We start from the raw sequence: 23,958 nt of genomic DNA, 5'->3' as shown, positions 1-23,958 counted from the left end.
ATAAAATTAAATTAATAGCACATACCGGAAATACAATAAAATGTAGATTTTGAAAAAGCATAAAAAAAGCCCGGTCAATGCCGGGCAGTAAAAAATTGTTAGGTTTTATTTTTTGATGAATTTCAGGTTTGTAGTGGTACCCTTATCTTCAATTGAAATAATATAAGCTCCAGTACTTAATTTTGAAACCTGGATTTTATTATCATTAATATGGCCGCTCATTACTTTTTGACCTGCCATATTAGTAATGATAAACTGAGCTTTAGATGAAATCTGAGTTACATTTAATACATCACTTGCCGGGTTAGGGTAGATCTGAATTGAACTCTTATCTTTTACTGTCTCATTGGTAGAAAGCTGCTGCTGGATAAGTACCGGATAATCCTCTACTTCACCATATTGCTGGTTGCTGCATCCGCTGTTTGGCTGGCTTTCATATCCCAATACAACTCTCATGATCACATTTCCTCCGGTATAAGCATCTGCAGGTACTGAGAATGTTCCTGAAACAGGAGTTGCTATACTAGGTGCGCTGGTGTAGATTATTTCAGATGAAGAGAATACTCCGTCTTTGTTGAAGTCTATCCACGCTGTTACCCCGTCATTATACTGTGAACCTGTCCATGCTTTGGTAATACTTACATTGTTACCTGAAGATCCGGACATCAGGGTGATTAGTTTTGTAGGATCCGTAGTGTAGTCTGTATACGGTGTATTATTACTGCTATTTGAAACAGGAGGCATTCCCGAAGGAGTTACCGTCACATTGGAAATATATTCATCAGCTGCATTTGTTCCGGTTATGGAACATTTAGCAAATGAAGTCGTTGTGAAATTCGTTGATGCAGAATAAGAGCCAACAGAAGATCCGCAAACATTGGCTATCTGTACTTCATATTGAGTTGCTTCTGTAAGACCTGAAATGTTATAAGAGTTTGTTGAAACAGGAACAGTAGTCCATGTTGCCGTTCCTACTTTTCTGTACATTACAGAATAAGTTGCTCCTACTAAGGCTGTCCAGTTTACGGATGCTGAGGTTCTTGTAATGCCTGTTACCGTAATCCCCACCGGAGCAGATGTTGCACAGGCACTTGCAGATGCAGAAACTGTGGCATTCCCAACCGCGTAGAATACATTATCAATGGCGCTTACTCTTATCTTTACGCTGGCACCTGCTGCCAAAGAAGAGAACGAAAACGGCTCAGCTCCATCATTAGGTGTGGAAGGAGTAATAACCGTCCATGTAGTTCCATTGTCTGTAGTATAGTCTAATTTAACATTCTGTACATTATATGGTGCATTATTAGTGTTCACTACATCCCAGGCAACAGCTCCAGGTGTATTATTGTAAACCGTAGTTGAAGTTACTTTAAATGGACCTTCATTGCCTATATCCACTTTCATCAGGCTGCTTTGGGTCTGTTGTTGTGCAGCATCCGGATTATTATCTCTCACCGTTACCTTGAAATTCATAGTTCTTGGTATGTTGGATACTGTTTCCCAATCTACAGCACTGGTAAGAGTGCCATTAAGAACATTTGCCAATTTAGGGAAATAACGGGTAGGGGAGTTTGTAGGCATTAGAGATCTGAAGTTCGCACCATTATTTCTGGTTGCACTTACTGGTCCAAAAGTAGAAGTAGCCAGATCATATTGTTCCCATGTGTAAGTCATTGGATCATTTTGTGTATCTGCAGCAGAAGCTGTCAGTACAAAAGCAGTTCCTTTAGGGATCATTTTATTAGCCAATGGCTGTATAGAAGGAGGTGTATTGGCTACTGCTGTAATAATACCACAATCCTGAGCATTCACATATGCTCCTACTTCTTCAATATTTTTGGTATGAAAATAAGCATCAGAATGCATCTGAACATTATAGTTGGTAATACCGGCGTATCCCATAATAGTAGATCCCGATCCCGGCTCCATGTGGGCACCGTGCAAAGCAATAGACATTGTGTGTGCTGCACCGAACTGGTGACCGATTTCATGAGCTACAAAATCTATATCATAATTATCTCCGAAAGGCTGATCCGGAGTAGATGGTGACGTGATTCCTGCACCTTTAGAAGTAGCATCATTGTTGCTGGCAGGATTTCTGCAGACATTTCCTACATCTCCGGCACTTCCACCACCACCTCTGTGGCCAAAAAAATGTCCTATATCATAGGCATTATTACCTACACCAGCAGTATTGGAAAGAGTTTGCTGAAGTTGTAGATTCCATGCGCCGGGAGCACTGTAGCTGCCATTTGGATTTACTATTACATTAGAGTAAGGATCCGTCGCAGGATCTGCGAATATAAGCTGTGGAAGATCCTGTACAATCATATGGATTCCAAAATCTTTTTCAAAAACACCATTTACACGGTTCATTGTAGCATTAATACGGGCTGCGGCTGCAGGCACACCTCCGGCAAGCTGAGTGTATTCACCATTTACGGAGATTGCGATTCTATAGGTTCTGTATTTTTGTTCATTACTTTTATTAACATTACCGAGCCCGTTTAAGACATTTTTTGTTTTAAGAAGCTTATTCATTTCTTTCTTTGCCTTCTCAGGCTCAGAAGTTTTACATTCAAAAGGATCTTCCTGGGATTTATTAGATTTAAAAAAGACTCCAAATACATCCCTTTCTTTGTTGATGGGCTCTATAAATTCGTATTTCCCAGTATTAGAGTCGAATGTCATAGATTGGAAATCGTTTGGTGCAGTACTGAACCGGATTTGTTTATGTGGATTATCCAGTCCGATACCGGAATATGCTCCCAATTCGTATCTGTCTGCCATAGATTTTTCTACTACAGGCGAGCTGTACACTGAAAATTTTTCAATTCTTCCGTCTGCTGTTGGAATAGAAACAATAACCGGGCTTCCTCCTTTTCCTGCTTCAGGAGTATTCTTCAGTTGCTCTCTCAATGCAGAAAGATCAAACTTATAGGCATATTCTACCTTAACTTCTTTTCTTACCGGTGTGATTTTTTCCGAGACCGGTTCCCAGCGTTGTGCCTTTAAACCGCTTAGACTTAAAGCTAGTGCACACACAAAAATAATTTTCCTTTTCATATTTTTTATTGGTTGTAATTGATTTTTTTAAAGATAGTGTATTTTATTAAAAAATATATTAGCAATACGGTGTTAATTGTTCCCAACTTTATATTATTAATTAAATTTTATCATTGTTTTAAATTAAATTAAGAATAAATATAATTAAGGTTAATTTTTTTATATAAAATAAGCGCTACCATTCGGGTGAATAGTAGCGCTTAGAATTTTATTAGTAAAAAAATACTGGTTATTTCTGTACTGCCGGAAGATTTACGTTGCTTTTCTGTACCTTCTTATACGTGAATGTACACATCATAATACTGAATTCATACAAAATAAGCAGTGGGAATGCAGCCATCAGCATACTTAAAACGTCTGCCGGAGTAATGATTGCAGCAACTACCATAATCAAAACAATAGCGTGACGACGATATGTTTTCATAAATGTTGGAGTTAGAATTCCGATGCTGGTAAGGAAATAGATCAGAATCGGGAAAAGAAAAATAACACCCATCCCTAAAACTACCTGTAAAAATAAGGTGGTATAATCACTTAAGTCATAAAGCGGAACGATAATGTCTGAAATTTTAAAAATAACCCCAAAATTAACCGCAAACGGAAGGATTAGAAAATAACCACATAATACTCCGGTCATGAAAAGAATCCATACCGCATTAATAATATAAATAGAATTTTTTCTCTCTCTCGGATGTAAAGCAGGACCAATAAAACGCCATAATTCCCATACAATATAAGGAAATGCTGCTACCATTCCTCCAAAAACAGAAACAGCCATCATTACATTGAACTGCTGATACAATCTCTGTACACGAACGGGAAACTCTTTTGGAAGATGAATACTGTCTTCTCCTAAAATCATTCTTGAAAAATGATTAACAACTCTGAAGGTTGGGAAATCATTTCTGGTAGGCCCAAAAAAGATATGGTCCATAATCCAGTTGATATTAAAGCCAACCACAAAAGCAGCAATTATGATAGCAATAATCGAACGGATCAGATGCCCTCTTAATTCTCCTATATGCCCAAGAAAGGACATGTCTTTACCATCACTCACAGAATACAATTTTTAAAGCGCAAATTTATAAAAAAAATGACAGAAGTAAGCGTCTGTAGATTATTAGTTAAATTTTACTCTTGATCTGCAAATCACCTTTCATGTATTAATCTCTAAACTTTGGATTATATTTTCTAATTAATCCCCTCGTCCAGCAGTTTATGCAGATCTATAATCCCGAAATACTTTCCGTTTTCCGTTACAATAAGCTGGCCGATATTATTTTCTTTCAGCGTTTTCATAGCTTCTTTGGCCAACGCATCTTTCTCAATAGTTCTTGGATGGGAAGACATAATATCTTTAGCCGATACCTTACTGATATCTTCTTCTTTCATCAGCATCCTTCTCAAATCTCCGTCTGTGATCACACCAATGATCTGATCCGATTGAGTTACCACTGTAATTCCGTGGCTTGATGCACTGATTGAGATAATGACATCTCTTATTGATGAATCTTCAGTAACCTGAGGTTTTTGAGAAGAAAGAAACTGTTCTACTTTAGAAGTCAGGTTTTTTCCTAAGCTTCCTCCAGGATGGAATTTGGCGAAATCATTAGCTTTGAAATCATTCAGCTCCATTAAAGCAACAGCCAAAGCATCTCCCAAAGCCATCTGAATTGTAGTAGAGCTGGTAGGTGCCAGTTTATTCGGACAGGCTTCAACGTCAACGTGAGTATCTAAAATAACTTCAGAAAACTCAGCCAGTTTACTCTTTTTATTTCCCGTCATCCCGATCAAAGCGGAAGAATAGTCTTTTAAATAAGGAACCAGGTTGGCGATTTCAGGAGAATTTCCGGAATTTGAGATGCACAAAACAACATCCTGTTTCTGAATTACTCCCAGATCTCCATGGATAGCTTCTGAAGCATGCAAGAACTGTGAAGGTGTTCCCGTTGAATTTAAGGTCGCTACAATTTTATTTCCTACATGGGCCGATTTTCCAATTCCTACCACAATAAGCTTTCCTTTTGCCAGGTTGATGATTTCTACTGCCTGCGCAAATTGGTCATCTATTCTGTTTTTTAATTTTTCGAGTTCAGAAATCTCTATTTCTAAAGTGGTTTTTGCAATTGATATAATGTTGGTTCTATCCATTTTATGATGATAAGGTATACAAAAAAGTTCTTTAAAAACGTTATATTTTAAAAAGAATATTTAATATAAGTTTTATTTTTTATAAATTCGTTCGCTTTTATTTTAAGCGAAATTTTTATAACTTTGGGTGTGATGCAAATTTAGCAATAGAAAATTAGATGAGCGCAAAAAAAGCCAATTTATCAGGCGAATTGAAAAAGTATTTTGGGTTTTCTACATTTAAGGGCCAGCAGGAACAAATTATAGACAACCTATTGAATGGGAAAGATATATTTGTTTTAATGCCTACGGGTGGTGGAAAATCATTATGTTATCAGCTTCCGGCACTTATTTCGGAAGGTACGGCAATCGTCGTTTCGCCCTTGATAGCGTTAATGAAGAATCAGGTAGATGCAGTGAACGGCCTTTCATCTGAGGATGGGGTAGCGCATGTATTAAATTCCTCATTAAACAAAACGCAGACCAAGCAGGTTTTTGACGATATAAAAAGCGGCAAAACCAAACTTCTGTATGTAGCTCCTGAATCATTAATAAAAGATGATTACCTGGATTTTTTGAAAGATGTGAAAATTTCTTTCTTTGCTATCGACGAAGCCCACTGTATTTCAGAGTGGGGACATGATTTCAGACCAGAATACCGGAATCTGAAACAGATTATAGACAGAATCGCCAATGTACCGGTGATTGCTTTAACGGCTACTGCTACTCCTAAGGTTCAGGATGATATCCAGAAGACTTTAGGAATGACTAATGCATTGGTGTTCAAAGAAAGTTTCAACCGTCCTAATCTATATTATGAGGTATGTCCTAAAATCAATATAGACAAGGAAATCGTTAGGTTTATCAATCAGCATAAAGGGAAATCAGGAATTGTATACTGCCTGAGCCGAAGAAAAGTTGAAGAATTTGCCCAGCTTCTGCAGGTAAACGGAATCAATGCACTTCCTTACCACGCAGGTCTTGACCAGAAAGTGAGAGTTGCCAATCAGGATAAATTCCTGATGGAAGAAGTAGATGTAATTGTTGCTACCATTGCCTTTGGGATGGGAATTGATAAGCCGGATGTACGTTTTGTGATCCACTACGACTTTCCAAAATCATTGGAAAGCTACTACCAGGAAACAGGAAGAGCAGGAAGAGACGGAGGTGAAGGCCACTGTCTGGCATTCTATGATCCTAAAGATATTGAGAAATTAGAAAAATTTCTGGCACAAAAACCCGTTTCAGAAAGAGAAATCGGATTGCAACTTTTAAATGAAGTGGTAGGTTATGCTGAGACTTCAATGAGCAGAAGACAATATATCCTGTATTATTTTGGAGAAAATTTCGATCCTGTAAAAGGAGACGGAGCCAATATGTGTGACAACTCATCCAATCCTCCAAAAGTAAAGGATGCCACTGCAGACTTGAAAAAAACGTTGGAACTCATTAATGATACAGGAGAAAAATTCAAGTCTAAAGATTTGATTTCCGTTATCGTGGGGAAAGAAAATGCAGTGACAAAATCTTACAAACTTGAGCAAAGTTCTTATTTTGGCTTTGGAAAAGAAGAAAAAGATAATTACTGGAAAACAATCCTGAGACAGGCAACCGTTCAGAATTGTTTACAAAAGGATATTGAAACCTACGGTGTTTTAAAAATTACAGAAAAAGGAAAAACGGTCCTGAATGGTACTTCTAAAGACGTATTTTTAATCGCTGAAGACAGAGAATTTGACCTTACCCAGGCAAAAGCTGAGAGCGATCAGGTACAGCAGCAGGCTAGCGGAGGTATGGATCAGAACCTTTTTAATCTGTTGAAAGAACTTAGAAAGAAAGTTGCCAAAAAACATGGAATTCCACCATATACTGTATTTATGGATCCAAGTTTAGAGGATATGACCGTTCAGTACCCGATTACAGTAGATGAAATTACCAAAATCTATGGAGTAGGCGAAGGAAAAGCTAAAAAGTATGGTAAAGAATTCGCTGATTACATCAAAACATATGTAGAAGACAACAATATAGAACGTACTCAGGATATGGTTTTGAAACAGGTGGCCAATAAATCGAGCCATAAAGTTTTCATTATCCAGAGTACTGATAAAAAGATTGACCTTGAAGATATTGCAAGAGCCAAAAACCTTTCTATGGATGAACTCCTGAAAGAAATGGAAAGAATTGTATATCAGGGAACAAAGCTGAATATCGACTATTATATCGAAGATAATTTTGATGAAGATATCGTAGACGGCTTCATGGAGTTCATGAACGAATCTGAAAGTGACAGCATGAAGGTATTACTGGATGAATTTGGGGATGAACTGTCCGATGAAGAAGTGAGAATGCTGAGGATTAAATTTATCAGCGATGTAGCTAACTAAAAGAACAAATCAGAACACAATAAAAGCCCTGTTTATAAGGGCTTTTATTGTATTTAAAAGTTTATAAATAGAGATAAATGGATTTTTTTAAAAAATATTATCCTGTAATTTTATTTTTTCTAATAATAGCAATCATTTGTTTTGATTTTTCACTAAGACAGAACTTAAAAAAAAATTATAAGAATCAAGGAGAATATGCAATTGGCAAAATAAATAGCATTAAAGGATATGGAAGAGGTACTGGTTTCTATTTTTTATACTCGTTTAAAGTAGGGAATAAGAATTATAAAGGACGATCTACGACAGATTTGTCATTTTCTGAAGCTGAGAAAAATATAGGTAAAAGGTTTTTAGTATTGTATTTAAAACATAATATTTATAATAATATACTATATGTTTCTATTCCTGTTAATGATAGTATAAAAAGTAATTTGGAGCTGCATAGATGGGTTTCTCGTTATCCTGTTATTCAATCTAAATTAGACTCAATCCCAGGGTCAGGGTTTTTCTTTGAAAACTATTTCTAAGGTAACAATAATTTTATACTTTGCTTACTTTTGTTCTTTAGTGTAAGAAAGGAATATTTGAAAGATAACCAAACTTTTTACTAACTTTACACTGATGAAAAAGATATCTGTCATATTTATTCTGCCGGACTTAGAAACCGGGGGAGCAGAAAGAATTGTTACTACTATTGCGAATCATCTTTCCAGAGATCGGTTTGAACCCAAGATTTTGCTGTTACGTAAACAAGGCGGATATTTGAATTTTCTGAAAAAAGACGTCGAAATTATCGATATCAATACCGAAAGAATAAGACATTCTTTAAAGCCTATTTTAGGTGAAATCTACCGAAGAAAACCAGATATTGTTTTTTCAGGTTTCGGAGAGGTAAATGCTTACTTATCCTTATTCATCAAACTCTTTCCAAGAACCAAATTCATTGCCCGGGAAACCAATGTCGTTACCCAGCATGTAACCCGTAAAGAGATTAAGTTTTTCTATAATTTTTACAATAACTATCAGAGAATCATTGCGCAGAGTGATGATATGATGAAGGATCTTGTTGATAATTTTAATATTAAAAAGAAAAAAATTGTCAAGATCAATAATCCTGTAGACTTTGATTTTATTGAAGATAAAATGGCACTCTCTTTAAAACCAGAATGCTTCAAATACAACTATAAAAACGTAGTGGCCATTGGCAACTTATCATCCAGAAAAGGATTTGATAACCTGTTGAAGGTTTTTTCCAGACTGAAGAATGAAAATATTATGCTTCATATTCTGGGTGATGGAAAAGATAAGGAGATCTTATATCAGACCAAAGAACTCTTAGGATTAAAAAAAATAATTTTTCACGGCAGACAGGATAATCCCTACCAATATCTGAAATATGCAGATTTATTTGTACTTTCTTCAAGGTATGAAGGTTTTCCCAATGTACTTCTGGAAGCGGGAGCCTGCGGAACTTATTCTCTAGCCAACAACTGCCCCGGAGGAATCAATGAAATTATTCAGCATAATGTAAACGGTGAAGTTGCCAATATTGAAAACTATGATGGTTTTGCACAACAGATTGTAAAAGTATTGCAGAACAATTATAATAAAGATGCAATAAGAAACTCTATTAAATCAAGGTTTTCAAAGAATATTATTTTGGATAAATACGAAAGGGTATTGCTGGATTTAATGAAGTAGTATTGCCGGACTATTTGTCTTATGGGGTTTTATTTTCTTAGATTTGGGGTGATAAAATAGATCGTAATGAATAAAATCCCAAAAATAGGATGCGCTTGTGAAAAACCTGACTTCAATTATACAGAATTTAGAAGTTCCGAATTAGGTATAGACCATACGAACGGAAGATATGGAGAAGTTTCCATTCAACAATGCAAACTGTGTCAAAGAATATGGATTCATTATTTTGTTGAAAATGAAAGTTTTTCCAAGTCGGGAAGATGGTACAAAGGAATTGTTTCTAAAAAAGATCGTTCACAGATAACCCCGGAAAATGCAGTAGAGTATCTGGAAAGCCTTGAATGGTATGTATATGGAGGTTCATTTTTTGAAAGTACAGGTACATTTGGACAAGGAAAGTTGGATGTGTGATATTTTAGCTGATTTAATAAAAACAAACAGTAGAATTAAATACCAAATCAATGAAACCATTTATAATTGCTGTTTTGATGCTGAATTCTGTTGTAATGATGGCTCAGCAGAAGACCATCTCCAGAAAAGAATTATTAAAAACTGCTCTTGATCAGAGTGTTAAATCAGCAGAAATTCAGGAAATAACAATGGCTGCAGGACTGGCCGCTCCCAAACATGTGCATCAATGTCCGGTAGTAGGAATCATAAAGTCCGGAGAAGCTATTTTTCAGATAGAAGGACAGAAAAGCGTTCTTCTTCGGGAAGGTGATGCTTTCTATGAACCTAAAAATACTACGATTCTCCATTTTGATAATGCATCAGCAGAGAAACCACTCATCTTTACAGCAATTTATTTGAAAGAGGGGAATGAGGAAAATATAAAATTCATAAAATAACATTTTTCATAAAACAAAAACATATAATTATCATTTTTAAAATTGATAAAACTCACTTTGGTGCTTAGTAATTTATATGTAAATTTGTGAGAATTAAGATAGATAATAATAAACAAATTCATAAAATAACATGAGTCAATTCGATGTTACCGTAATAGGTTCTGGTCCCGGTGGTTATGTTGCTGCTATCCGTGCAGCACAGTTAGGTTTCAAAACAGCAATTATTGAAAAATATTCAACTTTAGGCGGAACTTGTCTTAATGTTGGATGTATTCCGTCAAAAGCGCTTCTTGACAGCTCTGAGCATTTCGAAAATGCAAAACACAATTTTGCAGGTCACGGAATCATCATCAATGAGCCGCAAGCGGATATTACAAGAATGATCGAACGTAAAAATGAAGTGATCAAGCAGAATACAGATGGAATCAGCTACCTGATGAACAAAAACAAAATTACTGTTTTTGAAGGTGTGGGAAGCTTCGAATCTGCTACTCAGATTAAAGTTACAAAAAACGACGGTTCTTCTGAAACTATCGAATCTAAATATACAATCATTGCAACAGGTTCTAAACCATCTGCATTGCCTTTCATCTCTTTAGATAAAGAAAGAGTGATTACTTCTACGGAAGCTTTAAACCTTAAAGAAATTCCTAAGCATTTAGTAGTAATCGGAGGTGGTGTTATCGGCCTGGAACTAGGTTCTGTATACCTAAGATTAGGAGCTCAGGTAACTGTTGTAGAATTTATGGATAAAATCATCCCTGGAATGGATGGAGCTTTAAGCAAAGAATTGACTAAAGTTCTTAAAAAACAAGGAATGAAGTTTATGCTTTCTACTGCGGTTTCTGCGGTTGAAAGAAACGGAGATACTGTAAAAATCACAGCTAAAGATAAAAAAGGAGAAGAAGTAGTAGTAGAAGGAGATTACTGCTTGGTTTCTGTAGGAAGAAAACCTTACACAGATGGGCTTGGCCTTGAGAAAGCAGGGGTAGAACTTGACGAAAGAGGAAGAGTAAAAGTAAACGACCACCTACAAACGAATGTTGCGAATATCTATGCTATTGGTGACGTTATCAAAGGGGCTATGTTGGCTCACAAAGCTGAAGAAGAAGGAGTTTTTGTTGCTGAAACATTAGCAGGACAAAAACCTCACATCAACTATAACCTGATTCCTGGTGTTGTTTATACATGGCCGGAAGTTGCAGGAGTTGGTAAAACTGAAGAGCAGCTGAAAGAAGAAGGAGTAGCTTACAAAGTAGGTTCTTTCCCAATGAGAGCATTAGGTAGAAGCCGTGCAAGTGGTGATGTTGATGGTCTTGTTAAGATTATTGCAGACGAAAAAACAGATGAGGTTTTAGGAATGCACATCATCGGAGCCAGAGCTGCTGACCTTATTGCTGAAGGAGTAATTGCTATGGAATTCCGTGCAAGTGCTGAAGATATTGCAAGAAGTTCTCATGCTCACCCAACTTATGCAGAAGCTATTAAGGAAGCTGCATTGGATGCTACAGGGAAAAGACCAATTCATATGTAATAATTGATTAAAAAATTTAATCATTTAAATATTTAAAAATTAAAGGCTGTTTCTTTTTGAGACAGCCTTTTTTATGTGGCCTTTGGCATGAAAATGGAGATTGATTTTTGAAATTTCAAGTATGAAAAAGATTTTTATCAGTGGGATGCTTTTAGCGGGGATCAGCTCTTTTGCCCAGGAAGCAGGTCAGGTTGGAGAGTTATTAAAGAATGAAGCTTCTACCTCAGAAATGAGATCTCCCAAAAGTTTAAATGAAAGAAATAAAACTTCTGATGGGATGAGACCTGGAAATAATACGATTCCTCAGAGAAATAGAAATACCCATCCAAATTATCAGTGGAACAGGAACTATGGCTATGCGGAAGTTTTTCTGAGAATTCCTGAGCAAGGCTTTTTCACTGTTGAAATTGGAGATCAGATGATAGCCAATGGTTCCGGGAAATACAGGTTCTTTGATTTGTCGTCAGGAAGAATGCCTGTTTCTATCTACGAAAATGGTTTTCTGATTTACAGAACCACGCTTATGCTTCGCAATAATAACAGAATGGTGCTGGATTTTTTTACCAATGAAGGGTTATATCTACTGGATTCTTATCCTGTTCAGGGCCAATATGGCTTCAATGACTGGAATGATGTATGGAACAATCCTTACGGAAACCAGTCCGGAGATGGATATAATCAAGGTAATGTAATGGATAATAATTCTTTCCGCCAGTTTTTTGATATGATGATGAGGAATGAGAAGTTTGATGATGGTAAAATAGCTATGATCAATCAGCAGATGCGCACTTCAATGTTTACTTCCGCACAAATAAGAGATCTGGTAAAAGCTATCAGTTTTGATAATAAAAAATTAGCACTCGCTAAATCTATGTATCGCAACTGCGTTGATAAAAACAGATACTTTATGGTGTATGATGCTTTTGATTTTGAAAGCAGTAAGCGGGAGCTGATGGATTATATTTCAAATTTGTAATAAGACTTTTTTTATCTTTCTCTCTCTCTAGAATAATTTATATCCTGCTTTTGAATACAATAAACGGTGATTTGAACACTTCCTGATCTTTCCGAAATCCGAACTTTGCATCATTAATAAGATATATATTATGAATAAGCAAAAAGTGTGGTTTATAACCGGAGCATCAAGAGGAATGGGACTTGAAGCGGTAAAAGAAGTTTTACATAAAGGAGATAAAGTAATAGCCATTTCCCGGAACATACAACATGTAAATAATGGAGATACAGAAAATTTACTCTCTTTACAGGTTGATATTACGAATGATGAGGATGTAAAAAATGCTATTAAAAAAGGTATTCAGCATTTTGGTGGCATTGATGTGGTTCTTAATAATGCAGGCTATTATTTAGCAGGCAGTGTAGAAGAAATAAAGGATGAAGAATTCCGCAAAACAATGGATGTAAACCTGTTTGGGATGGTTAATGTTATTAGACACACTATGCCATTTCTAAGAAAACAGAGATCAGGACATATTATCAATATTTCTTCCAATATGGGATATGTTGGTTATGCCAATACAGGCAGTTATAATGCTTCAAAATTTGCTGTCATAGGACTTTCAGAAGCTCTTGCACAAGAAGTCAAAGTTTTCGGGGTGAATGTGACAGTAGTGGCTCCCGGAATGTTCCGTACAGGTTTTATGAGTGAGGCAACTTTGACGGCTGCAGAAAATAGGATTGAGGATTATCACTTGGACAAGCATATTGACATGCTTCAAAGCTTCCATGGTTATCAGCCTGGTGATCCCGTGAAACTTGCTCAAATACTTTATAATATTAGTACTTTAAGCAATCCGCCCTTACATCTGATTTTAGGAAAGGATAGTTATGAATCAATTCTTGAACATAGAAAAAATGAAACTGAAGAACTAGAGCAATGGAAACATCTTTCCTTTTCTACGGATTTTAAATAATGTGTAAATTTGAATAAATGAAAAAACCTTATTCAGGACCTTATGTGATAAGATCTATTTCAGAACTGCATCGTTTGTTTGCTCTTCCTCAGCCGGATCATCCTTTGATAAGTGTAATTGATTTTGAATCATTAAGCTATCAGCATAGCGATATATGGAATCATTTTACTAATGACTTTTATTGCATTGTTCTTAAAAAAGGCAGTAACGGGAATTTTAAATATGGTCTTAAAGATTATGATTTTGATGAAGGGATGATGACTTTTACAAAACCAGGACAGATATTTTCAGTAACATCAATAAAAAATAATCCTGTTAAAGGATATATGTTAGTATTCAAGGCGGAGCTAATCCGTCCATATTCTTTAGGGAAAAATATAGATCAATATGGTTTTTTCTCTTATTCCATAGCAGAGGCACTGCATCTTTCAGAAAAAGAAAATATTGTAATTTCATCTTTACTGAAACAGTTACAACAGGAACTGAAGAATAATATAGACCATTACAGTCAGGATGTTGTAGTATCTCACCTGGATCTTTTATTGAGTTATTCCAATCGTTTTTATAACCGACAGTTTCTTACCAGAAAATCAGTGAATAATGATATTGTCACTAGACTTGAGCAAATTTTGAAGGATTATTTTAACAACGAACAAGCTCTTACCCAAGGGCTGCCGACAGTGCATTTTCTTGCTGGTGAACTTCACCTTTCGCCCGATTATATGACAGATCTGCTGCGCAATACAATAGGACAGAATACTCAACAATATATCCATGAACATTTAATTGAAAAAGCTAAGAAATTATTAACTGCTTCCAACTTAACCGTTACAGAAATTGCTTATCAGCTCGGATTTGAATATCCTCAGTCATTTAGTAAATTATTCAAAAAAACTACAAAACAAACTCCACTGGAGTTCCGAAAATCTTTTAATTAAAAAAAATAAGTCAGATAATTTCTTTTTTTATATTTTTGTATCAATCATTACAAAAATAAATGAAAGGAAGACCCAATATCCATCAGGATAAAGAATTGATTCTAAAAGCTCAGAAATTATTCTGGGAAAAAGGTTTTACTGCAACTTCGCTTAGTGATTTGACTGTCGCAACTGGAGCAGGAGCTGGAAGTTTATATAACTCTTTCAAAGGAGGCAAAAAAGAACTGTTTAAAAAAAGCCTGGAGCAGCGAAGAGAAGACTTTGAAAACTTCAAGCAAAGATTGAATAAAAGCGAAGATCCGATTGGACTTATTAAAAGTTTCTTTTTAAATGTCGCTAATGCTGATTATAATGAGCATATGAAAGGCTGTATTGTTGCCAATACACTTGTTGAAATGACATTCGTAGAGGAAAGTTTGAAAGAAGAGGCTGCCGAGATACTAAAGGAAACAGAAAAATTCTATACTTCGGTTATTCAGCAACAACAAAATAAAGGAACTCTGAAATCAACACTTCCGGCAGAGGTTTTGGGTAAGTACCTGATCACTTTTTGGTGTGGTATTAATTCTCTTCGTAGAATGTACCCGGACAGGAGGATTTTGAAAACCCAGATTGAATTGCAATTGCAGGTATTGCATTAAATTTTTTTAACTATTTTTTTAACGATCATTACAAAAATAAAACAATGAATTTACAACTAAAAGGAAAGAAAGCATTTATTAGCGGATCCACACAGGGAATAGGATTTTCAATAGCAAAACAATTGTTGGAAGAAGGTGCGTCCGTAATTATCAATGGCAGAAGTGAAGAGAAAACGGAATGGGCGAAGAAAAAACTCAAGGAGGAATTTCCAGATGCAGATGTGTCTGGAATTGCCGCAGATTTTGTCAAAAAAGAAGATCTTAACAAGCTACTGGAGGAGTTGGAGGATATTGATATTCTTATTAATAATGTAGGCGTTTTCGGAATCAGTGATTTTTATGAATTGCAGGATGAAGACTGGTATCATTATTTTGAAATTAATGTGATGAGTGGGATGCGGTTATCAAGAAAGCTGCTTCCAGGGATGATCCGAAAAAACTCGGGCAGAATTATTTTTATCAGCAGTGAATCAGGAGTCAATGTTCCTGAAAATATGATTCATTACGGAATGACAAAAGCTGCGATGTCGGCATTAAGTAATGGTTTATCCAAACTCACAAAAGGAAGTGCCGTTACAGTTAATACCATTTTAGGTGGACCTACTTATAGCGATGGGGTTGCTGCTACTGTGGAGCAAATAGCCGAAGCTCAACATCTGACTGTGGATCAAATGAAAGAAATCATTATCCAGACCGCCAACCCACATATTCTTTTACAAAGATTTATTAATCCGGAAGAAATTGCAAGCCTGGCAGTCTACCTTTCCAGCCCTCTTTCTGTTGCGGTAAATGGAGCAAGCTTAAGAGCAGATAGTGGAGTTTTAAAGATAATATAACCCATAAAAATATATCTTCAGTTGCTCTTTTACATTATTTTCAGATTATCGTAAAACTTAGAATGTTTCGGAGCAATATTGAATTGTATTCCAAAGGTTACTCCTTTAAAATATTTATCTCTGTGAATAGGAAAAGCATATCCGCTATTCAGAAATATAGCATTAAATAATGAGATCCCTATTCTTGGTTCTAACGAATAGGGATTGCCGGATATTCCAAACAGCAATCCGGCACGTAGAAAGTTGATATTCATCTCCGGAATAAATTTATCTGTGTTATTAATATGGGTATAAAGCAGAGACGGTCCCAGAATAATAGAACCATCATAGCTGTCTCCAAATCTATATTCTAATCCTGCCTGCAGAACATTTCTTCCGGTGTATCGGTAAGAAATATTTACCGCTGTTTTCTCCAGTAGCTGAGCTTTTGAAAAGATAACCGAAAAGAGCAAAGGCAGAATGAAATATTGTTTCATATTTTGTTTTTTATTCAAATGTACATGTTTTACGGTCTTTATAAAAGGTTAATAAGAATCATCCAAAGATTATAATGGTATTGACTAGGTTGGCATCTTCAAATTTCCGTACCTTTGTAAGCTAATTTTATCATCAATGCAACTCGGAAAAACTCAGACTCTAACAATTTCAGAACAAATTAATTCAGGATGGATCCTCGTGGACGAATCCGGAGAAAAAGCTTTTCTGCCTAAAATCTTTATTCAGGATGAAAAAGAAACAGGTGATGAAGTTGAAGTTTTTGTATACCAGGATGACGATAAATTAAAGGCGACTACCGAAATTCCATTGGCTGAAGTAGGTGAATTTGCGGTAATGAGCTGTGTACAGAGTCTTCCTAGCGGAGCTTTTATGGATTGGGGAATCATTAAGGATTTATTTATCCCTTACAAACAGCAGAAAACCAAAATTATAGAAGGTAAAAGATATCTGGTTTATATCTATGTAGATGAAGATATGGAGCTGATTACAGGGACAACAAAGTTCAAGAGAAACCCACAGTATGATGATCTGCCATTTCAGAAAGGAGACAAAGTAGATCTGCTTATGATGAACGAAAGTGAACTGGGCTGGAACGTGGTTATCAACAAGCAGTACATAGGTTTGATATACGCTTCTGATGTTTTCAAAAAACTTTATCCACTGTCAGAAGAAAAAGGCTATATTAAAATGATTCGTGAAGATGGGAAAATAGATATTTCCTTACAGCCGGACGGTTTTGAAAATATTGACGAGTTCAAACAGAAGATTATTAACAGACTGGAAGAAAATTACGGACTTCTGTATGTATCTGATAAATCCTCACCTGAAGAGATCAAGAATGAATTTCAGATGAGTAAGAAAAACTTTAAAAAAGCGATCGGAGGACTTTATAAAGATAAAATCATCGATATCCTGGACGACAAAATCAAATTATTATAAAATAAAAAAACGAGCAGAAATTTCTGCTCGTTTTTTTTGTTACTCTCTGTTCTTGATCAGAAGCCATCCGCTGTAGACTCTTCCGTCAGAAACTTTTATAGTGTACCAATAATTTCCGGTAGAAATAGGGTGTGATTCATATTTTCCATCCCATTGGAAAGGTTTCTTTTTAATAAGCTCCTTATAGATTATCGCTCCTTTTCTATCATATAAATAAATTTCTGTTCCCGGATAATTTTCCAATCCTGCGATTCTCCATGTATCATTGATCCCATCTCCGTTTGGACTGATTGCATTCGGAATATTGAATATAGAGAAGTTCTTCTGCCCGATAATACATCCGGATTTTGTTCTCACATAAACAGTATATTCTCCCATATTTAAATTGGTGAAAATATTAGAATTCTGCCATGTGAAATTATCTAAGGAAAATTCATAGTTTCCGCTCTGAGAAAGAATAACTGTCGCTGTATTATTGGTAATATTTACAGAAACAATATGGGCTAAAACAGAATAACTCACCTGAGTGGAGCTTGTACTTTCGCATCCGAAAATATTGGTTACTTTCACGGTGTACGTTCCTGGGGTAGATACTGTAATGGTTTGAGTAGTTGCTCCGGTATTCCATTCATAAGACTTAAATCCTGGTCCTGCATCCAAAACAACCGATTTGCCTTCACAAAAATCAAGTTTATCAGGAAGCTGAACAAAAGGCTTAGGATTTAAAGTAAGGCTTAATCTTATTGTTTTAAAACATCCGTCAGGAGTAGCTACTTTTACGTGAATAAGTGTTGTTCCTACATTTAAAGTATAAGCGGAAGGATTGGAAATAGGATTTCCCGCCGTATCTGTATACGTGAAAATATAACTGGCGGGGTTATTAATAATACTTGCTTCATAGGAGTGAAGATTAACCATCATAGAATTTGACGTTGTAGAATTACATTGTACTTGTGTAATATCTTTTGCAGGTACATTATCTGTGGACAGCGTTACAGTAATTGCCAGTTTTTCAGATTCACAGTTATTTAAAGTCTGGGTTACATAATAGATTTGTCCGCTTACCAGAGGAGTTGTCATCGGAATCACATTTCCTGCCGCATTATAGAATTTAAGAGCTGTTCCTGATACAACCAACTTTTCCAGCGTAGGATTTGCCGAAGCACAGAAATCCTGATTAATATTTGCAATCGGTTTAGGAGTGGTATTTACCGTTACCTGAATAGCCGTTTTATTACTTTCACAGCCATTAATGGTTTGAGAAGCATAATAGGTCTGTCCGTTGGTAAGAGCAGTTGTTGATGATAGAGCATTTCCTGCAGCATCGTACCACTTGATGTTCTGGCCTGTGATCTGAATGTCAGAGATTTTAGAATTATTGATAGCGCAGAAAGTTTGCTGGACATTTGCAGTAGTTGGAAGAGAGGGAGATGTTACAATCACATTCTGATTTTGGGTAGCTGTATTTCCATTTCCATCGTTATAAATCCAATGGATAATATAGTTTCCAGGGATTGAATAAGATAAAGGATCTGTGGTTGTTGCAGTTATGGTTCCCGCACAGTTATCTGTAGCGGTAGGCAGGTTTGTTATTGTTGTATGACAGTCTCCTGTAATGTCTGCTAGAGAAGCAACATTCGGAACCGGAGCCATATTGTCACCCACAATAACGTTTATTGTGTAAGTTCCACTGCAGGCACCTCCGGAAACCTGACAGGTATAAGTTCCTGCATTATTTGTTGCAGCATTAGGGATTGTTGGGTTCTGCTGGTTTGATGTAAAACCATTTGGCCCTGTCCAGTTGTAACTCGTTCCACCGGATGCATTAAGTTGAAGGGTGGAATTAATACAAACAGGAGAGTTTGATGAGAGTGTATTAGAAGAATTGGTTGTACTGTATTTATATAGTAATACATCTTCATTACCATTTCCACTGTTATTATTGATAGTAGTTCCGTTCAGTATTATCGGTTTATTTCTAAAGTTTGCTGAAAGATAGACATTGTCATTATTAATAAAGATTTCATTAGCAGCATTTAAACTTTGATATATGGAAAATTGTGACCCTTCAGACTTGAATAGATACTCAGCTTCAAAATTGTTTAAATTGATTTTAAAGAAAACCAAATCTTCACCATAAATATTATTACCCGCATTGGTACTTGTAATCGTAGTATTACCCAGTGTCATCGTTTGTGAAAAACTTCCAAAGGTATATAGATAGTCATTGGTTTCAGCAAAATAGGCATTATTTAAAGTTCTTGTATTATTATTGGATTCATGAGGTATTTGTAAAAAGCTGTTGTTGTAAAACTTTAAATACCGGAGAAGACTTAAATTATTAACATCAAATTCAGTAATGATACTTTGTTGTACACCATTACTGGTACTTCCTGTAGAAAATAAAGTGTTGTCTACTTTTGTTGAAATGGCAAAAGTTCCATAAACATACATTTTATTGTTAATTTTGTTATAATGTAGGTTGGTAGGGCAATAAGCCCAGTAAACTCCTGTATTATTAGAGATCTCTTTGGAAAGAACTAATTGTAGATTATTGTCAAATTTTTCAATTTTACTGTATTCGAAATTCGCATGGACTTTTGATATATAAATATTACCTGCGTTATCCATTTCAGAATCTTTAAAAAATTCCATATTCTGGCCTAGCTGGATGGCATTGTAGAAATTTCCATTTGTGTCAAATTTCGCTAGAAAACCTCTGGGATAAGGTTGTGTTAATCCACTGTTATTGGTCAATGAAACTTGATTAAAAAAATCTAATGTATAACTGAAAACTCCGGTTACAATGACATCATTTTGATGAACAAATATGTTTTTTGCAAGCCTTCCAATCTCACCGCTGAATTGCTTTTCCCAAATTAAAGTACCGCTAGGACTGTATTTTTTTAATTTGTTTATATAATTCATATAATAACCAGATGTTCCAAGCGTATAAATATTTCCGGAATTGTCTACCGTTAAAGCTTGTATAACATCGTATTTTTCCCAAATCAGATTGCAGTTAAAATCATATTTGAGCATTTTGGAATAGGTGTAAGACTGGTCAGCCTGATAAACATATAAAAAACCATCATTTGTCTTTTTCATGCCTACCATATTGTCCTCAATCCAGCCTCCAAAATTTTTCGCACAGTTATTACATTGTGAGTAAGATATTGTTGCTATCAACAAAAGGAATAGCAAGAGGAGTTTTCGCATCAGGTTATTAATTTTTGCGGCAAAGATATAAAAATAGCTTTCTCATTATATATTAAGTAATAGCAAACTTCAGGTCAGAAACATGATGGATGTCATAACAATTATGTTTAATTTTTTTGTTTAACAATTTTGTCAAAAATAAAATTTAGTATAAATTTGCACAAATTTGTTTAACAAAAATGTCAAATCAAGCAAAAAAAGACCAAACACAGGAATTGATCAAGGAGACAGCGAAGAATTTGTTCTTTGTGAAAGGAAAATTTGATGCTACTACGCAGGAGATTGCAGATGAAGCAGGAGTGAACAGGACCCTTATTAATTACTATTTCCGTTCAAGAGATAAGCTGATTCAGATCATCTTTGATGAAGCGCAACGAGTAGAACAGGAAAAATCGAAGATCATTCAGAATTCTGATCTGCCTTTTAAAGAAAAGATCAGCCAATTCATAGAAAGCAGCCTTTCTACAAGTCTTCAGTATCCGTATCTGGAAACGTATATCGTATCACAGATCAATAAAGGGACCTGCCATCAAAGAGAAATTGAAGAAGATATCCTGAATGATATGTATAAGGATATCGAAAAAGAAATGGAATTGGGAAATATAGAAAAAATGGCACCTGTTCAGTTTATTCTTAATATGGTAGCTCTATTAGTATTCCCAAGTGCCATAAGACCATTATTTATGGAAAATTTATTAATTAATGATGAAGAATATGATAAGATTATTTCTGAACGAAAAGAGATTATTATCAATATGTTGTTCAAAAACTAAAAAAAACTAAAGTATTTCTGAAAATGATTCGTCATTTAGAAATAAATAATGACTGAAAATTAAATAAAAAATAAACGAAGTATAAAATTATGAATAGAAAACGTATAACTGCTACAAAGCTAAAAATTGGGATAGCTTCAGCATTTATGATTTTCGGCTCTACATTGATGTCTGCCCAGCAGCAGGTTTCCCTGCAGGAAGCTATAAAACAGGCACTTCAGAATAAGGCAGAAGCAAAAAAAGCTGCTTTACAGATAAAAAAAGCCGAATACAAGATTGATGAGGCCAGAGCCGGTGCTCTTCCACAGGTCAGTGCAACGGCGGGTTTAACTTATAACCCGATTATTCAGGAGTCTTTGCTGGAATTTGGAGGAGAGAAAATCAGAGCGCAGTTTGGGCAGCCTTGGGGTTCTACAGCTTCTGTACAACTTCAGCAGGCAATTTTTGATCAAAGAGTATTTACAGGACTTAAAGCTGCAAAATCAACAAGAGAGTTTTATGTACTGAATGCTCAATTGACCAATGAACAGATTATTGAAAATGTAGCAACAGCTTATTATCAGGTGTTTGTACAGGAGGAAAATCTTAAAACGGTAACCGCCAGCTATGCCAACACTGAAAAAGTAAGAAATGTTATTAAAAGCTTGGTTGATAATGGTTTGGCAAAATCAATCGATTTAGACAGGACAAATGTTCAGCTTACGAATATTGGTTCCAATAAGCAGACTTTAATCAACTCTGTTGAACTTTCAAAAAATGCTCTGAAGTTTTATATGGGAATCCCGATTTCTACAGACATTGAGCTTGAAGAAAAAGAGATCGAACCAAAGCCTGAGCTGATTGCAAGCAACGTAAATCTTAATGATCGTACAGAGATCAAAGTTTTAAATAAAAACAGGGAACTTTTGGTTTTCAATAAAAAAGCAACCGAAGCTTATCTTTATCCATCAGTAAATCTTACTGCGAACTATGGATGGGGAGCAAACGGAGCAAAATTCCCGTTGACAAATGGTCTTAGTAAAGGCGTTCTTTGGAGTGATTATTCGGCAATTGGATTGAATGTAAATATTCCTATTTTCACAGGAGGAGCTACAAAAGCGAAGATCAATCAGGCAGAAATAGATATTCAGGATCTTGATGTTGATATTGAAAACACTCAGTTGAGCTTAAGTTTAGATTATAAAAATGCAATCACCAATATGGAAAATGCATTGATTAATATCGAAAGCATGAAAGATAATGTAGGATTGGCAGAAAGAGTTCAGAAAAATACCCAGTCAAATTATCAATATGGGTTAGCAACCCTTACAGAGGTGCTGGATTCTGAAAATGCTTTAACACAGGCAAAACAGAACTATTCTAATGCATTGCTGGATTACAAACAGGCCGAGATCAAGCTGATAAAAGCTAAGGGTGAACTAAACACACTACAAAACTTATAATAAACTAAAATGAAAAAAACTTTAATATATATCATCGTAGCAGCAGTACTGATAGGTTTAGCCGCTTATAAGATTGCCGGGAACAAAGAAAAGCAGACGCAGGAAGTAAAAGAAGTTGCCAAGCAGGTAGATAAAATCAACGTTAATATTGTAACCGTTACAAGAGAAAATATTGATACAGATTACTCTGCCAACGGAACTTTCATTCCTAAGCAGGAAATGAACCAGTCTTCTGAAATTGCCGGACGTATTGTAAGCGTTTTGGTAAAAGAAGGATCAAGAGTAAGTGCAGGTCAGGTGTTAGCAACTATCAAGAGAGATGCTATCGAAGTGGATGTTACACAGGCTCAGAATAATTTGCAAAATGCTATTATCGATAATCAGCGTTACGAAAATGCCTTTAAAACAGGAGGGGTTACAAAACAACAGGTTGATAACTCAAGACTTCAACTGAAAAATGCACAGGCAGCTGTGAAAGCTCAGGGAGTAAGAGTGAATGACACCAGCATCCGTGCAGGTATCAGTGGTACTATCAACAAGAAAATGGTTGAGCCGGGAACAGTAGTTTCTATAGGGACTTCCATGTTTGAAATTGTTAATATCAACAGCCTTAAACTTTCTGTATTGGTAGACGAAAGCCAGGTTGGCAGAATTGCACTCGGTCAGGAAGTTCCAATTAATGTGAATGTTTTACCGGAAGATTCTTTCAGCGGTAGAATTACATTCATTGCTCCTAAAAGTGATGCTACTTTAAATTTCCCGGTTGAAATTGAGGTTCAGAATAAAGGAAACCTAAAAGCGGGGATGTATGCAACTGCTACATTTAAAACAAATCACGGTGCTGAAACTCAAAATATGTTGACTGTTCCTGCAGAAGCTTTTGTAAACGGAGTAAGTTCAGGACAGCTATTTATTGTAAATAATGGTACTGCTAAATTAATTAAAGTTCAGACCGGTAAAGTATACGGCGACAAAGTTCAGATCTTAAGCGGACTGAATGGAGGCGAGCAGGTAATTACCAGCGGACAGATTAATCTTGATAACGGTTCGAAAATCAATATCGTAAAGTAAGCAGAAG

At 35.7% G+C, this 23,958-nt stretch carries 20 protein-coding genes; 15 read left to right on the top strand and 5 right to left on the bottom strand.

Annotated elements, in window-relative coordinates; all coding sequences use genetic code 11:
• Window positions 1-105 precede the first annotated feature (105 nt).
• The 3 genes from KYG33_RS05360 to KYG33_RS05350 form a co-directional block, all read right to left on the bottom strand.
• Window positions 106-3,066, bottom strand: coding sequence for a reprolysin-like metallopeptidase (locus tag KYG33_RS05360; RefSeq protein WP_219072809.1), 2,961 nt, complete (start codon window positions 3,064-3,066; stop codon window positions 106-108).
• Between the two features lie 229 nt (window positions 3,067-3,295).
• The gene (gene tatC / locus KYG33_RS05355; RefSeq protein ID WP_175627247.1) at window positions 3,296-4,123 is read right to left on the bottom strand and encodes a twin-arginine translocase subunit TatC; all 828 of its coding nucleotides are present in this window, start codon (window positions 4,121-4,123) and stop codon (window positions 3,296-3,298) included.
• A 134-nt stretch (window positions 4,124-4,257) separates the two neighbouring features.
• Entirely contained in the window at window positions 4,258-5,217 is a 960-nt protein-coding gene (locus KYG33_RS05350) for an SIS domain-containing protein (RefSeq protein WP_077416810.1), read from the bottom strand.
• Window positions 5,218-5,375: 158 nt separating this feature from the next.
• Between KYG33_RS05350 and recQ the strand changes: the two genes are divergently transcribed.
• The 11 genes from recQ to KYG33_RS05295 all read left to right on the top strand — a co-directional run bounded on the left by recQ (window position 5,376) and on the right by KYG33_RS05295 (window position 16,009).
• On the top strand, window positions 5,376-7,580 hold the full coding sequence (gene recQ / locus KYG33_RS05345) for a DNA helicase RecQ (RefSeq protein ID WP_077416812.1): 2,205 nt from the start codon (window positions 5,376-5,378) through the stop codon (window positions 7,578-7,580).
• 77 nt (window positions 7,581-7,657) lie between these two features.
• Window positions 7,658-8,107 (top strand): hypothetical protein, encoded by a 450-nt coding sequence (locus KYG33_RS05340; RefSeq protein ID WP_219072808.1) that lies wholly within the window; start codon window positions 7,658-7,660, stop codon window positions 8,105-8,107.
• 94 nt (window positions 8,108-8,201) lie between these two features.
• Window positions 8,202-9,281, top strand: coding sequence for a glycosyltransferase (locus tag KYG33_RS05335; protein WP_219072807.1), 1,080 nt, complete (start codon window positions 8,202-8,204; stop codon window positions 9,279-9,281).
• Window positions 9,282-9,347: 66 nt separating this feature from the next.
• A complete protein-coding gene (locus KYG33_RS05330; protein ID WP_077416817.1) occupies window positions 9,348-9,692 on the top strand; it encodes a hypothetical protein in 345 nt (114 codons plus the stop codon).
• 50 nt (window positions 9,693-9,742) lie between these two features.
• Window positions 9,743-10,129, top strand: coding sequence for a cupin domain-containing protein (locus tag KYG33_RS05325; RefSeq protein ID WP_219072806.1), 387 nt, complete (start codon window positions 9,743-9,745; stop codon window positions 10,127-10,129).
• Between the two features lie 130 nt (window positions 10,130-10,259).
• The gene (lpdA, locus tag KYG33_RS05320) at window positions 10,260-11,663 is read left to right on the top strand and encodes a dihydrolipoyl dehydrogenase (RefSeq protein ID WP_077416819.1); all 1,404 of its coding nucleotides are present in this window, start codon (window positions 10,260-10,262) and stop codon (window positions 11,661-11,663) included.
• A 121-nt stretch (window positions 11,664-11,784) separates the two neighbouring features.
• The gene (locus KYG33_RS05315; RefSeq protein WP_219072805.1) at window positions 11,785-12,639 is read left to right on the top strand and encodes a DUF4476 domain-containing protein; all 855 of its coding nucleotides are present in this window, start codon (window positions 11,785-11,787) and stop codon (window positions 12,637-12,639) included.
• A 130-nt stretch (window positions 12,640-12,769) separates the two neighbouring features.
• The gene (locus KYG33_RS05310) at window positions 12,770-13,594 is read left to right on the top strand and encodes an SDR family NAD(P)-dependent oxidoreductase (protein WP_180563896.1); all 825 of its coding nucleotides are present in this window, start codon (window positions 12,770-12,772) and stop codon (window positions 13,592-13,594) included.
• Window positions 13,595-13,611: 17 nt separating this feature from the next.
• The gene (locus tag KYG33_RS05305) at window positions 13,612-14,532 is read left to right on the top strand and encodes a helix-turn-helix domain-containing protein (protein WP_077416825.1); all 921 of its coding nucleotides are present in this window, start codon (window positions 13,612-13,614) and stop codon (window positions 14,530-14,532) included.
• 59 nt (window positions 14,533-14,591) lie between these two features.
• Entirely contained in the window at window positions 14,592-15,173 is a 582-nt protein-coding gene (locus KYG33_RS05300) for a TetR/AcrR family transcriptional regulator (protein WP_219072804.1), read from the top strand.
• Window positions 15,174-15,217: 44 nt separating this feature from the next.
• Window positions 15,218-16,009 (top strand): SDR family NAD(P)-dependent oxidoreductase, encoded by a 792-nt coding sequence (locus KYG33_RS05295; protein WP_219072803.1) that lies wholly within the window; start codon window positions 15,218-15,220, stop codon window positions 16,007-16,009.
• Between the two features lie 29 nt (window positions 16,010-16,038).
• On the opposite strand, the gene KYG33_RS05290 is transcribed toward KYG33_RS05295, so the two are convergent.
• Complete coding sequence (locus KYG33_RS05290; RefSeq protein ID WP_219072802.1) at window positions 16,039-16,485, bottom strand: hypothetical protein; 447 nt, start codon at window positions 16,483-16,485, stop codon at window positions 16,039-16,041.
• 136 nt (window positions 16,486-16,621) lie between these two features.
• On the opposite strand from KYG33_RS05290, the gene KYG33_RS05285 reads away from it, so the two are divergent.
• Window positions 16,622-17,446: a S1 RNA-binding domain-containing protein gene (locus tag KYG33_RS05285; protein WP_180563894.1), complete on the top strand. Its 825-nt coding sequence runs from the start codon at window positions 16,622-16,624 to the stop codon at window positions 17,444-17,446.
• 39 nt (window positions 17,447-17,485) lie between these two features.
• On the opposite strand, the gene KYG33_RS05280 is transcribed toward KYG33_RS05285, so the two are convergent.
• On the bottom strand, window positions 17,486-20,554 hold the full coding sequence (locus KYG33_RS05280) for a T9SS type B sorting domain-containing protein (protein WP_219072801.1): 3,069 nt from the start codon (window positions 20,552-20,554) through the stop codon (window positions 17,486-17,488).
• A gap of 290 nt (window positions 20,555-20,844) precedes the next feature.
• Here KYG33_RS05280 and KYG33_RS05275 point away from each other — a divergent pair, with 290 nt between their 5' ends.
• The 3 genes from KYG33_RS05275 (at window position 20,845) to KYG33_RS05265 (ending at window position 23,951) form a co-directional block, all read left to right on the top strand.
• Complete coding sequence (locus KYG33_RS05275) at window positions 20,845-21,438, top strand: TetR/AcrR family transcriptional regulator (protein ID WP_034695556.1); 594 nt, start codon at window positions 20,845-20,847, stop codon at window positions 21,436-21,438.
• A gap of 89 nt (window positions 21,439-21,527) precedes the next feature.
• Window positions 21,528-22,880, top strand: coding sequence for a TolC family protein (locus KYG33_RS05270; RefSeq protein WP_077416838.1), 1,353 nt, complete (start codon window positions 21,528-21,530; stop codon window positions 22,878-22,880).
• A gap of 9 nt (window positions 22,881-22,889) precedes the next feature.
• The gene (locus tag KYG33_RS05265; protein WP_077416840.1) at window positions 22,890-23,951 is read left to right on the top strand and encodes an efflux RND transporter periplasmic adaptor subunit; all 1,062 of its coding nucleotides are present in this window, start codon (window positions 22,890-22,892) and stop codon (window positions 23,949-23,951) included.
• Window positions 23,952-23,958: the final 7 nt, after the last annotated feature.

Source organism: Chryseobacterium sp. D764 (genome assembly GCF_019317325.1).
Taxonomy (GTDB): domain Bacteria; phylum Bacteroidota; class Bacteroidia; order Flavobacteriales; family Weeksellaceae; genus Chryseobacterium.
Note: the sequence above shows the minus strand (reverse complement) of the source record. Positions and strands in the feature narration are given on the sequence as shown.

Bases quoted from the DNA above. Each gene is read 5' to 3' on its own strand.
- KYG33_RS05290 (WP_219072802.1), bottom strand. From the start codon at position 16,485: ATGAAACAATATTTCATTCTGCCTTTGCTCTTTTCGGTTATCTTTTCA.
- KYG33_RS05335 (WP_219072807.1), top strand. From the start codon at position 8,202: ATGAAAAAGATATCTGTCATATTTATTCTGCCGGACTTAGAAACCGGG.
- KYG33_RS05330 (WP_077416817.1), top strand. From the start codon at position 9,348: ATGAATAAAATCCCAAAAATAGGATGCGCTTGTGAAAAACCTGACTTC.
- KYG33_RS05340 (WP_219072808.1), top strand. From the start codon at position 7,658: ATGGATTTTTTTAAAAAATATTATCCTGTAATTTTATTTTTTCTAATA.
- KYG33_RS05285 (WP_180563894.1), top strand. From the start codon at position 16,622: ATGCAACTCGGAAAAACTCAGACTCTAACAATTTCAGAACAAATTAAT.
- KYG33_RS05265 (WP_077416840.1), top strand. From the start codon at position 22,890: ATGAAAAAAACTTTAATATATATCATCGTAGCAGCAGTACTGATAGGT.
- KYG33_RS05360 (WP_219072809.1), bottom strand. From the start codon at position 3,066: ATGAAAAGGAAAATTATTTTTGTGTGTGCACTAGCTTTAAGTCTAAGC.
- KYG33_RS05350 (WP_077416810.1), bottom strand. From the start codon at position 5,217: ATGGATAGAACCAACATTATATCAATTGCAAAAACCACTTTAGAAATA.
- recQ (WP_077416812.1), top strand. From the start codon at position 5,376: ATGAGCGCAAAAAAAGCCAATTTATCAGGCGAATTGAAAAAGTATTTT.
- KYG33_RS05325 (WP_219072806.1), top strand. From the start codon at position 9,743: ATGAAACCATTTATAATTGCTGTTTTGATGCTGAATTCTGTTGTAATG.
- KYG33_RS05300 (WP_219072804.1), top strand. From the start codon at position 14,592: ATGAAAGGAAGACCCAATATCCATCAGGATAAAGAATTGATTCTAAAA.
- KYG33_RS05315 (WP_219072805.1), top strand. From the start codon at position 11,785: ATGAAAAAGATTTTTATCAGTGGGATGCTTTTAGCGGGGATCAGCTCT.
- KYG33_RS05270 (WP_077416838.1), top strand. From the start codon at position 21,528: ATGAATAGAAAACGTATAACTGCTACAAAGCTAAAAATTGGGATAGCT.
- lpdA (WP_077416819.1), top strand. From the start codon at position 10,260: ATGAGTCAATTCGATGTTACCGTAATAGGTTCTGGTCCCGGTGGTTAT.
- KYG33_RS05310 (WP_180563896.1), top strand. From the start codon at position 12,770: ATGAATAAGCAAAAAGTGTGGTTTATAACCGGAGCATCAAGAGGAATG.
- KYG33_RS05305 (WP_077416825.1), top strand. From the start codon at position 13,612: ATGAAAAAACCTTATTCAGGACCTTATGTGATAAGATCTATTTCAGAA.
- KYG33_RS05295 (WP_219072803.1), top strand. From the start codon at position 15,218: ATGAATTTACAACTAAAAGGAAAGAAAGCATTTATTAGCGGATCCACA.
- KYG33_RS05275 (WP_034695556.1), top strand. From the start codon at position 20,845: ATGTCAAATCAAGCAAAAAAAGACCAAACACAGGAATTGATCAAGGAG.
- KYG33_RS05280 (WP_219072801.1), bottom strand. From the start codon at position 20,554: ATGAAAAAGACAAATGATGGTTTTTTATATGTTTATCAGGCTGACCAG.